Origin of the sequence: Caballeronia sp. GAFFF2 (assembly GCF_023631485.1) — a bacterium.
Classification (GTDB): Bacteria; Pseudomonadota; Gammaproteobacteria; order Burkholderiales; family Burkholderiaceae; genus Caballeronia.
Genome location: NZ_JALQDA010000047.1, coordinates 1 through 14,717 on the forward strand (window position 1 = coordinate 1; position 14,717 = coordinate 14,717).

11 protein-coding genes and 1 pseudogene are annotated in these 14,717 nt (G+C 60.7%); 4 read left to right on the plus strand and 8 right to left on the minus strand.

Annotated features, from left to right (window positions below; translation table 11 throughout):
* Nucleotides 1-651 precede the first annotated feature (651 nt).
* The 4 genes from NCT04_RS31780 to NCT04_RS34915 all read left to right on the plus strand — a co-directional run bounded on the left by NCT04_RS31780 (nt 652) and on the right by NCT04_RS34915 (nt 5,360).
* Nucleotides 652-2,214 (plus strand): methyl-accepting chemotaxis protein, encoded by a 1,563-nt coding sequence (locus NCT04_RS31780; protein WP_250469820.1) that lies wholly within the window; start codon nt 652-654, stop codon nt 2,212-2,214.
* 1,207 nt (nt 2,215-3,421) lie between these two features.
* On the plus strand, nt 3,422-3,616 hold the full coding sequence (locus tag NCT04_RS31785; protein ID WP_250469821.1) for a CsbD family protein: 195 nt from the start codon (nt 3,422-3,424) through the stop codon (nt 3,614-3,616).
* Nucleotides 3,617-3,901: 285 nt separating this feature from the next.
* On the plus strand, nt 3,902-4,177 hold the full coding sequence (locus NCT04_RS31790) for a hypothetical protein (protein ID WP_250469822.1): 276 nt from the start codon (nt 3,902-3,904) through the stop codon (nt 4,175-4,177).
* A gap of 850 nt (nt 4,178-5,027) precedes the next feature.
* On the plus strand, nt 5,028-5,360 hold the full coding sequence (locus NCT04_RS34915; RefSeq protein WP_502800447.1) for a hypothetical protein: 333 nt from the start codon (nt 5,028-5,030) through the stop codon (nt 5,358-5,360).
* Between the two features lie 210 nt (nt 5,361-5,570).
* On the opposite strand, the gene NCT04_RS31800 is transcribed toward NCT04_RS34915, so the two are convergent.
* The 8 genes and pseudogenes from NCT04_RS31800 to NCT04_RS31835 all read right to left on the minus strand — a co-directional run.
* Complete coding sequence (locus tag NCT04_RS31800; protein WP_250469823.1) at nt 5,571-6,683, minus strand: serine hydrolase domain-containing protein; 1,113 nt, start codon at nt 6,681-6,683, stop codon at nt 5,571-5,573.
* A gap of 72 nt (nt 6,684-6,755) precedes the next feature.
* On the minus strand, nt 6,756-7,148 hold the full coding sequence (locus tag NCT04_RS31805; protein ID WP_250469824.1) for a DUF4150 domain-containing protein: 393 nt from the start codon (nt 7,146-7,148) through the stop codon (nt 6,756-6,758).
* A gap of 31 nt (nt 7,149-7,179) precedes the next feature.
* Nucleotides 7,180-7,878: a DUF3540 domain-containing protein gene (locus NCT04_RS31810; RefSeq protein WP_250469825.1), complete on the minus strand. Its 699-nt coding sequence runs from the start codon at nt 7,876-7,878 to the stop codon at nt 7,180-7,182.
* A gap of 32 nt (nt 7,879-7,910) precedes the next feature.
* Nucleotides 7,911-9,017 carry a pentapeptide repeat-containing protein gene (locus NCT04_RS31815; RefSeq protein ID WP_250469826.1) on the minus strand — a complete coding sequence of 369 codons (1,107 nt, stop codon included), beginning with the start codon at nt 9,015-9,017 and terminating at the stop codon, nt 7,911-7,913.
* Between the two features lie 9 nt (nt 9,018-9,026).
* Nucleotides 9,027-11,717: a DUF2169 family type VI secretion system accessory protein gene (locus NCT04_RS31820; RefSeq protein WP_250469827.1), complete on the minus strand. Its 2,691-nt coding sequence runs from the start codon at nt 11,715-11,717 to the stop codon at nt 9,027-9,029.
* 13 nt (nt 11,718-11,730) lie between these two features.
* Nucleotides 11,731-12,954 carry a hypothetical protein gene (locus tag NCT04_RS31825; RefSeq protein WP_250469828.1) on the minus strand — a complete coding sequence of 408 codons (1,224 nt, stop codon included), beginning with the start codon at nt 12,952-12,954 and terminating at the stop codon, nt 11,731-11,733.
* A gap of 19 nt (nt 12,955-12,973) precedes the next feature.
* Nucleotides 12,974-14,548, minus strand: coding sequence for a type VI secretion system Vgr family protein (locus NCT04_RS31830; RefSeq protein ID WP_250469829.1), 1,575 nt, complete (start codon nt 14,546-14,548; stop codon nt 12,974-12,976).
* 67 nt (nt 14,549-14,615) lie between these two features.
* Nucleotides 14,616-14,717: pseudogene (locus NCT04_RS31835) on the minus strand (type VI secretion system tube protein Hcp); the annotation flags it as partial.

The window sequence follows — 14,717 nt, forward strand, 5'->3', positions numbered from 1 at the left end:
GATGCATCGGGTCTCGCAACCAGCCGCTTGAGTTCCGTCAGATGTGCCTGAACGTCGGAATGGGCCGCGACGACATCCGTCTTCTCCAGTGCAAGATCAGACGCGGTGTTGACTAACACAATATTGCGCGCGGCGATGGCGCGTCGGTCGACCGCCGCGCGTAGTTGTGCGGCAACGTTTGCGCGCGCATTAACACTTCTAAATAAGACTCGAATGCTTGTCGTGACTGATTGAGCGCGTAAATGGAGTTGATCGAAATACAGACCACCATGACAGTCAGAACCGAGAACACGTATGCCAGCTTACTTTTGACGCTTAGATTGTGGACCATCTTTCTCTCAGGGAAAATACTTAATATAGGTGGTTATTTGCCACTTTCTCGCAATACGGCCCGCGGCTGTACCCGAATATGCTTAACGACCGATACTTTCTGAAGCTGATACTGAAAACGCGAAGTTTGCGTAGTTGAGTGTTTTCTTGGCAGTATTTCTTTCCGACAGGATGTCCCTTTTCCAATAATAAAAAGACGCCGTCACAGGATGACGACGCCTCTCTCAAGAAACTTCGTTTATCGCCGTTAAGCCAGCAGATAGTGCAGGGTGCTTTCGTGCCGAATGACCCTTGTTCTCCACTCATGCATTTTGGAAAAAAATGAAAAAAGAAACTTGGACGGTCAAGGCAAAGCTGGCCGCGTCATTCGGAACTCTGAGTCTGATCGTTCTTGTGATCGCTGGTATGGCCCTAAGCTCGCTTAACGATGCAAACGCGCGATTCGAGGGATTTATCAACGGCATCAATGCTCGCGCGGAAATGGCCACGGCCATCCGCGCCGCAGTCGATGACCGCGCAGAGGCAGTACGCAATCTAGCGCTTGTCACGACACCTGCGGACATTGAGCTTGAGCACCAGGCTGTCCTGAAGGCAGAGCAGACAATCGAGGTTCGTCTCGCCGAATTCAATCGGATGGTTGCTGGCGCTACAGATATGCCTGCGCAAGCTCATGAGCTCGCCACTGAAATTCCTCGCATCGAGGGGCTCTACCGGCCCGTCGCTCTTGAGATTGTCCGACTTGCCATGGACGGTCAACGTGAGGCCGCCATTGCTGCTATCAACAACAAATGTCGTCCGCTCTTGGCAGATTTGAAACGCGCTACCAACGCCTACACCGACGCAACCCATGCGCGCGCGGTAGAGATGGTCAACGAGGCGCAGATTCGATTCGAGCATCAGCGTAATCTGCTGGTAGTACTCTCCATTGCGACTTTGTCGATCGCAATTTTTGCGGGTGCGATCATCACCGTTAGTATCCTGCGCGCGCTGGGCGCCGAGCCTGGCGTGCTTGCTACTATCGCGCAACGGGTTGCGAAGGGCAACTTACACGCGATCGACGGCGCTCATAAAACAGTCGATGGCAGCGTGCTGTCTTCCATGCATACCATGCAGGGTAGCCTCGTCAGAATGATTGGTGAGGTCAGGTCAGCGGCGGACAACATCGCCTCCGGTTCGAGTGAAATCGCCACGGGTAACATCGACTTGTCCTCCCGCACTGAACAGCAAGCATCGGCGCTTCAGCAAACCGCGTCCAGCATGGATGAACTGACCACGACGGTGAAGCAAAACGCTGAAAATGCGCAGCAGGCCAGTTCGCTTGCCGCACACGCATCAGACATAGCGCATAAGGGCAATCAGGCCGTTGACCAAGTGGTTCAAACGATGAGTGCCATCAGCTCGAGCTCGTCGCAAATCTCTGCTATCACTAGCATCATCGAGGGCATTGCGTTTCAAACCAACATTTTGGCCCTCAACGCGGCCGTCGAAGCGGCTCGCGCAGGTGAGCAAGGCCGCGGCTTTGCAGTCGTAGCAGGTGAGGTAAGAACGCTCGCACAGCGTTCTTCGACCGCCGCGAAAGAGATCAAGGATCTCATTACGACGTCTGTCGCACAAATCGCTGATGGCGCCGACCATGCGAACGACGCCGGCGTGACCATGACCGAACTCACGCACGCCGTGAGACGCGTCACCGACATCATGGGGGAGATCGCCAGTGCTTCGTCCGAACAGAGTAAAGGTATCGAGCAAGTCAATCTTGCCATTACGCAGATGGATTTCGTGACGCAACAGAATGCAGCCCTCGTCGAAGAAGCAGCCGCTGCTGCGCAGTCGTTGGATGGGCAGGGTCGAAAACTTACGGATGCCGTATCGTTCTTTCACTAAGGAACGTCATACCAGAAAACATGCGCTGCCGGCCAAGGGCGATATCTATGCTGTTACGAAGGGCGTCGCTGACTGCGAAGTTGCGCCTACATCGCGAATACACGTGTTGAAGTGCTTTATTCTGCTACTGGGTGCACTAATTCTGCTAATACACGGAGGTCGCGCGATTTGGAGGTTCTTCCCGATTCGCTCACCAGGATAAGCAACCGATCCATGTCTCGTGATAGTCGCGCGATTGCTGCTGAAAAATGCTCGAGTGTTGTTCGGTGTACCTCGCAAGGGGCGACATGCCGGCCTCAAGGTGTACCAGTACGCTGCCGGGCGAGCGTGTTCCGTCCCGCAGCAACTAGCCCATCCGCTTTGGTTAGGAAGGTAGGTTGTGAACACCTCGTCGATGATCTCAGCACGAATACCCAAGCGGTCATTTCTTGCCTTGGAACTCCGCTCGCGCGGCTGGACCGCGCTGGCGACAGGATCTCTTTGCGGCTGGTTCTCACCGCTCTTGGGCAAGATAAACCGAATTGCTCTTTAGCTTACGTTAGTAAGATTAATGGACCACTAAAGGGTATTAGCTGAATTAGCGAGCATTACCCAGTGAAATGTTACGCGGGTCGTATTGAGGTTGGTTCACTCGATGAGTCCGAGTTTGGCAGTCCAATCAGCGGTTTTGTCAAATCCTCCCGTTAGCAGAATAGCGCACCTTGTTAGAAAAATTAATGAAGTTCAACAGTCGTCGTACACGGCGGCAAGGTTTGCAACAATCGCGTGCATTATGGCGCCAATCCTGTGGAACTCCCAAACTTGAGCCCAAAACACGCGCGTCCGCGCACAACCGGAATCCGTGGCATTCCGGATCACCCGCACTGACGATTCATGTGCTGTGATTGTAACGTTCATGTCGTAGGCGCCTTTTGATATATTCGGCATTGACCGGGCCCGCCATCCAATTCAACTTATCGATTCAGATATAAATTTAATTAACTCCTAGCCAGAATTTTGCAGCTAGCGCCTTTAAAGTCGACTGCATGATGTTAGCCGGACGCGTTATGGAGAATGGCGGACCGCTTCTGGGAGAAGTATCATGTGCTTAATTTAGGCGGTAACGACATCGCGGAAATCCTCGTTGAAGCTCGAAAGTGAAAAGTAGGAGGCACTTTCCTTGCTAAGAGTGGATGCCCGCATGTTGCCGGCGAAAAGGAGCGATGCCATGAATGAAGACCAAGTCAAGGGAGTGGGGGAGAAGGTGAAGGGCAAAATCAATGAGGGCATTGGAAAAATGACGAATGATCCAGCCCAGGAAGCGAAAGGCGACGCACAGCAAGCAGCAGGCGAAGTGCGCAAAGATGTAGGCGACGCTAAAGAAGATCTTAAGGACGCGGCCAACGATAGGTCGAAGCCGTAATGGATGTCTGACGTAGGACGGATGTACGCCCGCCTCCATCTCGCGGGCGTCATTCATCGCGGCGCTCAACAATCACTGAGTGCGTGAGTAGCAATCTCCACGTGGATTGTTCATCCTTGTCTAGAAAAATCTTTACGATAGCTTAAGTTCCTTCGCGAAGCTTTTTCAGTTCATAGCATAGCCGTCGCATCACATGTATAGCTGCCGGCCGAACAGTTGCGTAGGCATCGCGATTGCGCTCTCGTCTGGAAAGTCAGCCTGTGCTGTTGCATTATTGGAGAAGTAATGACGAGCGAACGCGAAAACAGCGCATTGAAGTTTTACATCGCTGAGTTTCAACGGCTCGCCGCAAAAGGCGAGAATGGCGAAGATGTCTTCGAGCTCATCGCCATTCTTGCTGAAAACGCTATAAAGCACTTAGACCCGTGGAAAAGTGGAGGCCAAACCTACAACCGTCCAAAGCTAATCGCGCAGCTTAAGATGAGGGCTAATTACGTTGCTCACTCGTCGCCTAGAGCCGCAAAGGTACTGGAGGAGGCGGCAAAAATATTAGCAAAATAGCGGGTTCTCTTCTGCTCCGACAGCATGTCTTGTCAGTCGGCTAAACTACCCTCGTCTGGATGTTCTACCATAACATTTCGGCTTATTTGCGTGGTCCACCGCCCTATAGTTGGCGCTGTGCATTGTCAAGCGCATGAAGCTCTGCTCGATTTTGACACATTAGTCCGCGAGTATGCGAGTGCATTGACTTCGGCGGTAGCGCAAACCGCTGCCGGTGCCAACGGGACCGAACCAGAGCTGGTCAATGGACATTGTCAGCGACGGGTTGGCCAATCGTCGGCGCTTTCGCTGTCTGAACGTGGCGTCTCGTTCAGGTTGAAGCCGATCCGTTGAAACTTGTAAAACGAGCTGCTCAAGTTTGGAATGTTGGTGCCGTTGATAGGAAGATGCAGCGCCTCGGCTGCTGTCTCTCAGTAGTTTCGCCCGCCCTCGGTGGCGGGCTCTTTTTGGCACCGCTTTCGGCGTTTTGACTGCACGAGGGATTGCTACCTCGAACCGCCATGTTCGACAAAAATGAATGCCGTCTAAGAACGAATGCCTCTTACGCTTTCAAAATGTATAACTTAAAGAACACCGTCGGCAATGACCCTGCCTCGTTTCCACGTAAAGCAAATCATGCAGCGATCAACCTAGCCTCGTACTCGACTGGAGTGCAGAATCGATAGAGGTGTGCAGGCGTTCTCGATTGTAGTAGTCCTCGATCCAATTGTTGTAAGCGCTAATACGAGCACACCTTTCTTCGAGGGGCGTTAAGAGCGACGATTGCGTCCGCAACCCACATTGCGGACGCAGACCATGAGCGACGATGAATTTGACTTTCCGCCACTCCGAGTCATCCGAGAATGCTCCAATGGCAAACGAAGGTACGACCCTGACGGCGAACACGACCATTGGCTTGTCGCATGTCGTGACGTGGACGGGCAAGAAGTGGTCCGAACTGCGCAATGGTCCGGAAGGCTGGCGTTACGATCCGGCGCATATCGGCGAGCCGGGTTCGCGCCTTGGCGGCGACCTCGCGTATATCCTGAAGAACGACGATGTGCAGGCCGCGCTGACCAGCCTCGATCCTTACATGATTATCGACAGCCACATGCGGGACCGGCTTATCGCCCGTTCTTCGGCTGGTATCGGTCGAACGTGTCGAATGTGCGGCGGATCATCGGTGCGGAAGCGGCGCGGGTGAATCCGGAACTGGCTGATCTCGTCATCAGGCAGCGTCCGTCGGAGGCCACTAAGGCTACGTCGAAGGTGATGGGGCAGATCGTGCTGGCGTCGGACCATGCCCTGGCGAATGGCCGGTATCGGTTGAGGTGTACACAGGTGCCGAAGGGCGGGTTGCCGACGTGTGAGCGGGTGGGGGTGGCGGAGTGAGGGGGTAGGTCCCCTCGACCCCTCACCGCAAATGCCGCCCAATCGCCACAGCCACCGGCGCGGGCGGCGTATCGTTCTGATTGACCGCGATAAAAATCGCCGCGTCCTTGAACGGGTTCACGACGATCACTGAACTGAACCCGGCCGTCCCGCCGTTTTTCAAAATCTCCGGATGCAATCCCGGCGATCCGTTGCCATTGTTCGTCACCCACGCCATGCCTTGCTGCGCCACGCCATTGGGCAAGGTATATCGCGGCTTCTGTGCATCGCGCATGGCGGCGATCAACTCGGCGGAGACGGGATGCCCGTCGATCTCGCTATGCCCGAGATTCGCTTCACCGAAGCGCAGCATGTCGGCGGCGGTGGAGCGCATCGCGCCCGCCGCGTACCACGCGTAGAGCGGCCATTGCGGCGCGCGCTGGCCGTTGCGCAAATGGCCCTCGGCCGTGCGTCCCGGTACATCGACCGGGCCCACGAACGAACTCGTCATCCCGAGCGGCTGCAGAATGTCCGCCGATAGCTGTTCGTTCCACGCACGCCCCGTCGCATTCGCAAGCATCGCACCGAGCACGCCGATGCCCGCATTCGAGTATTCATAAGGGCGTGGCAGCGGTCCGTCCGGTGACCACGACGACACCCAGCGAAAGAAATCCGCCGACGTGTAATGGTCGATGCCGCGATAACGCAGATCACGCGGCGCGTCGGGCGGATTGTCGGGCATGCCCGAGCTGAAGTCGGCGAGTTGCAGCGGCGTGACGTTCTGCGCGGCGGGTTGCAGGGTGACGCCGTTGGGCATGTAGCGCTGCATCGGCGCATCCGGCTCGATCTGATGCCGAGCGGCGGCGAGCGCGAACAAGGTCGTCGTGAAGACCTTCGTGCACGAGCCTATCTCGACGATGGTATCGGCAGTAAACGGCGAGCCGTCGTCATTGGCCGTGCCGTATGCGTAGTAGTAGCGCTTGCCGCGCAGCGACACGCCGACTATCGCGCCCGCCGCCTGATGCGAAGTAAGCAGCGGCTGCAGGTAGGTATCGACGACTTGACGGATCGCGGCGCTATCGTCGGCGGGTTGTTGCGCGGTTGCGGGAAGCGTGGCGCAGGCGGTGAGAAGCAAGGCGAAAGTGCGTTTGAACATGATCTTGTTATGGTTGGCTAAAACAATGCCGATGCGGTCGATAAAAGAGAACGATAAGAAGCCGACGCCCTCTCAACTCATAATCATCACGACGGTCTGACTCGGCGCAAGCACGGCCCCCATCGCGTTGTTCTGGTTCTGCGAGGTGGGCGTGGTGAGGCGCACGGCAGGACTGCCGGCGATCATCACTTTCTCGCTTCCCTGGGTGAACTTCGCCGGTCCCATAATCATTCCGGAACTGACGCCGCCCGCCACGCCGCCCTGATCGCCATTGGTCATCGGGATCTCGGCGCTCAAGTTGAGCGCGGGCGAGCCGCCTATCAATACGGTCTCGGCAGGCGGGGTGCCCATCGTGGGCATCGCTATATTTGGGTATGGCGTGGGCACCGGGCCAGCCGGTGTCGGCGTCTGACAGACATCGGGTTCGGCCATCAACTGCCCGCCGCCTATGGTCACTGCAAACATGATGTTTTCTCCGCGTGTTCCAGTGTTCGGTTCAGCCCAGCTCGATCTTCGAGCCGTCGATGCGCGTCATCTCGTCGGACTGCATCGTCGTATGGCGCGTGTGGAAGTGGGCGTGGCCTTCTACGCGCCAGCGCGCACTGCCCGTGCGCAGTTCATCGGTGCCTTCGACCCAGCGCGTGCTTTCCTGGGAGCGCTGCAAGAGCCTTCCAATCGTCGATACCAGCGACTTCGCCGCCATCGTCATGCGGCCGATGCCCGCATCCAGCACGCCGATGCGTGTCGTGGCCTGCTGCGTGACGAGTTCGGTTGTGACGCTTTCGAAGCTGAGTGCGCGCGTCCGTGCGCTCACGCATTCGCTACCATCCAGCGCGATTCGCGCCGCATGCACGCGCAGTTCGCCATCGGCGGTATTCAAGCGTGCGCCGCCGGGCAAGGTCAGCGTGGCCGTGGCCATGGCCGATGGCGCGCGCGTCAGCACGGCAAGCACATACGGCACGCACATGGATGCGGCCTTGCCCGCCGCATCCGGCAGCGCAGCGAGTGCGGGAAGCGCGGGGCAGACGAGCACGAGATCGCCGGTTTCGGGTTCGAGCAGACAGCTCTCGGCACGTAACGCGCGTTCGATAAAGCCATCGAGAAACAGCCACTTGTCAGCGCGGCCAGTGACGATGGCGGTGCAGAGGCCCGCGTTCGCTTGCACAGTGTTCGATGAAAGGGATGCGTGGTCCATGATGTTCGTCCGTGTATCGATCGAATGAGTATTCAGCCTTGCCATGTTTCGGCGCGCAGGCGTAGCAAGTCGGTCGGCCGCGTGCGTTCGCGCGCCGCGTTGCCCCAGTGAGTGCGCTCGTCGATCAGTGCGTGGAAATCGGCATTGCCGAAGTCGGCGCGTGCGCAATCGGCTTCGCTGAGATCGACGTGCGAGCAATCGCAATCGATGAATAGCGCGCCCGTCAACGTCGCGCGTTGCAGGCTCGCGCCGCTCAGGTTGGCCTGCACGAAGCGCGTGCCGTCGCAACGTGCGCCGGTCATGCGCGCCGCGCTGAAATCGGCGATCACGAATTGCGCGCCCGTGAGGTCCGCGCCATCCATCTGTGCGCCGGAAAAGCGCACTTGTTCGCCGTGCGCGCCCGCGAAGCTCGCGCCGCCGAGCACGGCTTTGTCGAAGCGCGTCTGCGTGAGACGGCTACGCCCGAAGTCGGCCTTGACGAGTTGCGCGCCGGCAAACTGGCAAAGCGTGAGATCGCAGCCAGGAAAGCGTTGCCCGGTGAGATCGGCGTTGGTGAAAAACGCCTGCCGCAAGCTGGTGTCGGCGAAGACGGCCTGCGCGAGCTTGCCCGCAAGCGCGGTGAAGCGCGTGAGATCGGCGCGGCTGAAGTCGCATGCATCGAAGACGCAGCCGGTGGCATCGCAACGAAAAAGGCGCGCGCTCGCGAAGCTTGCCGCAGAGAGATCGCAGCGGTCGAACACGCTTTGTTCGAACTGCGCGCCTTGCAGGTTGGCGCCAGTCAGCACCGTCTGCATGAAGGTCGCGGTATGGCCGCGCGCCTCTAAGATGCTCCCGCCGGCAAGCGTGCTGCCGGACCACTGCGAGCCGTCGAGGATGACGCCGTCGAGTTTCGCCATCGACAGATCGCAGCCGCGTACTGTGGCGCGCGCGAGATTCGCACCCGACAGATCGACGCCGCGCAGATCGATACGCTCGAAGATGACGTCTTGCAGATCGCGGCCGCGCAGATCACTACCCGCGAGGTCCAGATCGGCGAGGCGCGCGCCAGGCGTGAGGCTGGCGGCGTCGAGAGCGGATTGATCGGAGCCATCCGGGCTAACCGAGCGGCCGTACGGATCAAAGTTAAAGGAATCCGACATGATCGTCTCTCAATGCTCCGCTTCCGCGCGGCCCGGAATCGCGAGCAGCGTGCGGTCGATGTTCGCGCCTTCCAGATTCGCCCGGCCGATGTTCGAGCCATAGCACTGCGCGCCGTAGAGATTGCTGCGCACGCACTGAGCGCCTTCGAGTTGCGCGCGCCGCAGCGTCGCGTTCATGAGGTTCGCGCGGCTCAAATCGGCATGCGTGAGATCGGCCTTGGCGAATTGCGCCGACTTCGCCTGCACGCCGACAAAGCGCGCGCCCGCTGCCTTCGCGCCGCTGAAGTTGGCGCGCTCCATGAAACTGCCGTCGAAGATCGCGCGGCTCATGTCGATGCCGATCCACGATGCCGCCGCCAGATTCGCTCGCGCCAGACTTGCGCCGCTCACATCGGCGGCGAGGCCGGAGCGCGAGCCAGCGAGATTCGCCTGGTCGAAGCGCGCGCCCGCCGCGCGGACCGCATAGAGACGCAATCCTTCGCCGTCGATATTGACGAACGATGCGCCGTCGAGCGCCGCGCCATCGAGGCTTGCGTGGGCGAGGCTGGCATCGGTGAAATCGGCGCCGGACAGCGTGCAGCCTTCGAACGTCGCTTTGGGCGCGCCGCAGGCCACGGCGCGCAAGCCCGTCATGTTGGCCGCGTTGAATTGGGCATGGCCGCAGTTCGAACCTGCAAGCGATGCCGCGCTGAAATCGGCTGCCGAGAAATCGCCGGCTTCGAGTGAGGCGTCATCGAGACGCGCCGCCTTGAAGAGCGCGCCGCGCGCACTCGCACCGGCGAGCGATGCGCCACGCAAATCGGCATCGCTGAAATCGGCTTCGGCGAGCGTTGCTTTGCTGAAGTCCGCGCCCGCCAGACGGCTGCCGTAGAGACGCGCGCCGTCGAGCAGCGCGCCGCGAAAATCGGCGCGTTCGAGCGGCGCGTTCGAGAGATCGAGCTCGCTCAGATCGAGCCCTGCCAGCGATTCACCGGCGGCCACACGCGCGAGCACGTCTTCACGCGTGAGACGCGCTGCGATGGCGGGCGCGTCCGGCGGCGTCTGTGGCATTTGAGGCGCTTGCGGCGCCGTCGTGGCGGCTGAGGGCAAAACGGCCGTGAGCGCATCGAGGCTGGTGACGAAGGCATCGATGTCGAGGCTCGCCGCATCGCGGATGGCGGCGGCGGTTTGCGCGTCGTTCGACTGCGCCGCAAGCTGCTCGAAGCTCTTGCCGCTTTGCGCCAGCTTCGCCTGCATTTGCGCATGCGCTGCACGTACTTCGTCGCCGAGTGCGCGGATATCGGTGGTCACGCTCGGCTCCGGAGTCTTGCGCGCGGCGGCGACGGCTTGCTCCACTTCTTGCGCCGTCAGTCCGTGCTGCTTCATGACATCGCTCGTCATGGTTTCGACTTCCTTCATGAGACTGTCAAAACCTCCCGTCGATGACTTCGCTTGCGCCGCGACCGGTTCGGGCGGCAAGTACGGTTCGATATCCTTCGCGCTCAAACCATGCTGTTTCATCAGCGCCTGAGACTGTGCTTCGAGTTCCGCACCGAGCTTTTCAAGTTCGGCGAGGCCGGGGATCTCGGCAGGCACGGCGGCCGGCGCGGCAACCAGCCCGCTCGCAGGCGTTTCTGCGGGCGCGGGCGACGGCGCTTGCTGCGCGGTATCGGCTTGTGGCGCGGCAACGTCCTGTGGCGCGCTTTCCGCCAGCATCCACGCGTGGTAGGTGGCGAGCGGCGCGGGCGCATCGCTCATCGCTTCCCATGCGGCCACTACGTGCGTGACATCGTCGGCGTCTTCATCGGCGATGGCGGCCACCGCGCGATACAGAATCACGCCCCGCTGACTCTCCGGAAAGAGCCACACGGTTTCCGCACGCGCCGCGCATTCCTCGAAATGCGCGCCGTCCGCCGAAAGCCGGTTGACGAAGCAGCGCGCGCGCAGCCCCGGCAACTGACCCTCCAGAAGCGCTTCGGAAGGATGCATGTTTCGCACGGCGATGCGCTCGTCGCCGATCCAGAAGCCGTCGATACGCTGGTCGGCGGGCGCGGTGCAGAAGTAGTCGGTCTGCGTGCCTGCCGGAAGATGCGGAAACGTGGCGGCGAGCCATTGATCGTCGAATGCGCCGAGAAACGCCGCCCGCCGTGGCGCGCTTGCGGTTTTCGCCCAGTATCCGGCGGGATCGCGGACATCGCCGGACTGCGCGATCAGCCGGCCCGGTGCTTCCACGTTTGGCAAGGGCTGGCGCGTCGCACCCGAGGGCAACGTCACTGGCGCCGCGCCGCGTCCCAGCGGATTGGCCGCAAAAGCGGGACCGCCGTAAGCGCGCGATGCGTCCATCGGCATGCGCAGAAATGGCTCGGGCTTCGAGATGCCCAATGCTTCGAAGTAGCGGTCACCCGAGACATACAACTCCTTTTGCGCGCCGCCAATCTGCACCGTAGTCGCCAGAAGCGTCGCGGGCTGTGGGCCGGGCGCGAAAGCCGCACCATATGCGAGCCATTCGCCGCGCGGCTTGGGAAAGCCTGCATCGAGCAAGGCGTCGTTGCCCAGTGCGAGGGCGCTCGACTGCCACAACGCGCTTTCGCTATCGAGATGAGCGACGCCGCGCCGATCCAGCGGGAACATCGCAAGCAGTCCAATCGCAAGCAGATCGCGCCGCTCGAAACGCAGGGTTCGATGCAACACCGCGAGGTTGTCCGGTTTGACGATTTTCATGGCGGGTTCCGGTTCAGCCGAGCTTGATGAGCGGGCCGGCAATGGCGATGCCGGTTTCGCTGGCGGAGAACTGCGTCGTCGCGGGACCGGTGATGTAGACGCCGCGATCGTCCGCGACGAGACCTTGCGTGCCCGCTGGCCCCTGGTACGACAAACCCGTGCCGGTGGCGGCGAGCGACAGCGAACTCTTGGCCGGGGCCGCGCCTACGCTGACGAGGAACGAGGCCTCCGACAGCTTGAAGCTATCGGTGGGACTGGACGTGCCGAGCGATCCGACGATGCTTGCCTGCGCGCCGTTGGAGATGACGAACGATGGCCCGCTCGTATCGAGGGTCGGCGCGCTGCCGTCCTGAATGACCGCGGGAATGCCGGTGGTCCCGAGCGTGACGCTGTTCTTGTCCACCTTCACGGTGGCGGACGAACTCGCCGTCAGCATGCCCGGACTCGCCACGCCGGACTGAAACGTCAGCGCGGTCGAACTATCCTGCAGATACACGGCGGAGAGTCCTGCGCTGAGTGCCGAACCCTTGGTGCGGCCGAGGCTCGCATAGCCCGTCGGCATGGAGAGCGAGGCCTTGTTGATGGCGGGCAAAGGCATGTCCGAGAACGAACTGGACAGATTGCAGCCGTTGGCGTCGAGCTTGAGCGTGCTGATCTGCTTGACCTTGTCGAGCGCATCGGCCACGCGCTTCATCAACACGCCGATGAGCACGCCGAAGCCGACGTTCGCGCCGAACGCGATGGTCGACGTGGCCAGCGCGGAGTCCAGCATCATCTTGTTGTTGTCAAAGTCCTGCGGCGTGGTTGCGGCCGCCCCGCCCGTCGGGGCGGCAAGGCCCGCCGAGGTCGCGCCGATCGCCACGTTGGTGGCGAGTAGTCCGCCGAGCGCGAGCTTGACGTTGGTGAGCGCGGCTTCGGCTGCGCCCCATGCGAGCGTGGCGGCGGGGTCGCAGCCTCCGGTGAGCTGCACCGAGTCCTTCGCCTGCGTGGTGCTCGATTCGGTGAGCGAGATGGTCTTGCCGCCCGACATGCTGAGCGCGCCGGAATAGTTCCAGCTCACGTTGCCGCTTACCGATGCGGACACCGTGCCGCCCGCGAAAAGGCTCGTGGTGGTGCCGACCGAAACGGAATTGGTCGCGCCGATCGTGACGCTGTTCGACAGACCAGCGGTTACCTTGGAGGCGCTGCCGAAGGTGAGATTGTTGTTGTTGCCGAGCGTGTAGGTCAGGATGCTCATGTTCTTCTACCTGTCAGTCTCAGATACTGCCGATAATCATGTGCGTGCTGCCGTCGGGGGAATACATCCACATCGACTGGCTGCCCTGCGTGTCGTTCATCAGCAGTTGATTGCCGCCGCTGGTGGCGATACGGTTCTGCGCCGGGTTGATCTGATTCACCACATTCGAATTCACCGAATTCGGCACCGTCCCGACGATCACCGGCTGGTCCGGATCGCCGTCGATGAACGCGAGCAGCACTTCCGCGCCCTTCAACAACGGGAAGTGCATGCCGTGGCCATCGCCGGAATAGGGCGTCGCCATGCGCACGCGCGCCGAGCCTTTCGCCGCCGCCTTGTCGGTGCGATCGAAGGGCAACTGCACGGTGTACTGGCCGTATGCGTCGAGTTCGGCGTAGTCGCCGCTGCCTTCGGCATCGACGGTGCCGGTCAGCGTGCCCGCGATATGCGGCCGCACCGTCGTGCGCGGGGCGCGATACTGCACATCGGCGCTGATCGCTGAAAACGAATTGCGATAGATGATCTCTTCGCGCGCTTCACTGCTCGCGCTGAAGGGCGTCTTGATGCCCGCGAGCAGCGCGCCCGCCTGCGAGCCTTCGTGCGTGATCTCGGTCACGAGATAGCGGCCGTTGAAGTCGTCGCGATAGTGATGCGACAACTGCATGAAATAGCCGCTGCGCATTCCCACGGCCGTGCCCTGGCCATGAAAGCGCACGCCGCCGCAAAGAATTTCCTCTGCGCGCAGATTGGCGTAGCGCGCGCCTTCGTCGGCGTCGCGGAAGTTGTCGCCGTAGAACATCGCTTCGCCGAAGCCTTGCGCGGATACGGCCGCCTCGACCACCAACGGCAACGATGCCTTGCGGTAGTTGTAGTCTTGCAGCACCACCTTCGCGGGCAGCGGCTTCGTGCGGCACATAAAGCTCTGCACCGAATCCGGCGCGACACCGGTATCGAGTTCGTCGGCGGGACGATAGTTCACGGGCAGCGCATCGGCAGCGTGCATGGCGCGGTCATCGACGATCGTGAGCGTGTCCGCCTCGCCGCTCTGCGCGAAGTAGTAATACATGCCTTCCTTCTCCAGCCAGCGCGACATGAATTCGAAGTGGCTCTCCTGGAACTGACAGACATAGCTGCGCGGACGGTAATCGCCCGTGAGTTTGAGATCGACGGCGCTGCCCGTAAGCTGCGCGTCGCGCAGCACGCCGCCCAGAATCTGCGGGATGGTCTGCTCGTTCAGATAAACCTCGCAAGTGCGCGTGAGCGTGAGCCGCCATGCACGCGGCATCAGCACCGCCCGATAAAACGTATAGCCGCCCGCGTGATGCAACTGATCGAACTCGGCGAGCATGCCGGAGTAAGGCGTCGTGCGCGAAGGATCGTCGGGCGCGCCTATCTCGAAGGTCGCGTTGTTCTGCAACATCTTCGTGAGGTCGATGGCGGCATCGTCCGAAACGAGCGTCACTTCGAAGCGGAACAACTGCGAGATGGCTTCACGTCCGTGCATGCGCACCACCGAGAACGTGTCGGCAGCGTAAGCGTCGGAAACGAAGCTGAAGCGCTGATTATTGGCGAGTCGTGCGGAAAGCGAAGTCATGGCGGCAGTTGGCGGGATGGTTCACGAACGCGTGCCGTGGGACATCCACGGCGCACAAGCTTCAAGGTCAGGCCTTCGGAGCAAGCCAGGAATCTTCGGCTTCGATGCCGTCCGGCTCGTAGGTCCACGTGATCTTTTCGTAGGTGAACGCGAGATCTTCCATGTGACC

Excerpts from the sequence above, each read along its gene's own strand:
- NCT04_RS31780 (WP_250469820.1), top strand. The coding sequence starts at position 652 with ATGAAAAAAGAAACTTGGACGGTCAAGGCAAAGCTGGCCGCGTCATTC.
- NCT04_RS31785 (WP_250469821.1), top strand. The coding sequence starts at position 3,422 with ATGAATGAAGACCAAGTCAAGGGAGTGGGGGAGAAGGTGAAGGGCAAA.
- NCT04_RS31790 (WP_250469822.1), top strand. The coding sequence starts at position 3,902 with ATGACGAGCGAACGCGAAAACAGCGCATTGAAGTTTTACATCGCTGAG.
- NCT04_RS34915 (WP_502800447.1), top strand. The coding sequence starts at position 5,028 with ATGGCAAACGAAGGTACGACCCTGACGGCGAACACGACCATTGGCTTG.
- NCT04_RS31800 (WP_250469823.1), bottom strand. The coding sequence starts at position 6,683 with ATGTTCAAACGCACTTTCGCCTTGCTTCTCACCGCCTGCGCCACGCTT.
- NCT04_RS31805 (WP_250469824.1), bottom strand. The coding sequence starts at position 7,148 with ATGTTTGCAGTGACCATAGGCGGCGGGCAGTTGATGGCCGAACCCGAT.
- NCT04_RS31810 (WP_250469825.1), bottom strand. The coding sequence starts at position 7,878 with ATGGACCACGCATCCCTTTCATCGAACACTGTGCAAGCGAACGCGGGC.
- NCT04_RS31815 (WP_250469826.1), bottom strand. The coding sequence starts at position 9,017 with ATGTCGGATTCCTTTAACTTTGATCCGTACGGCCGCTCGGTTAGCCCG.
- NCT04_RS31820 (WP_250469827.1), bottom strand. The coding sequence starts at position 11,717 with ATGAAAATCGTCAAACCGGACAACCTCGCGGTGTTGCATCGAACCCTG.
- NCT04_RS31825 (WP_250469828.1), bottom strand. The coding sequence starts at position 12,954 with ATGAGCATCCTGACCTACACGCTCGGCAACAACAACAATCTCACCTTC.
- NCT04_RS31830 (WP_250469829.1), bottom strand. The coding sequence starts at position 14,548 with ATGACTTCGCTTTCCGCACGACTCGCCAATAATCAGCGCTTCAGCTTC.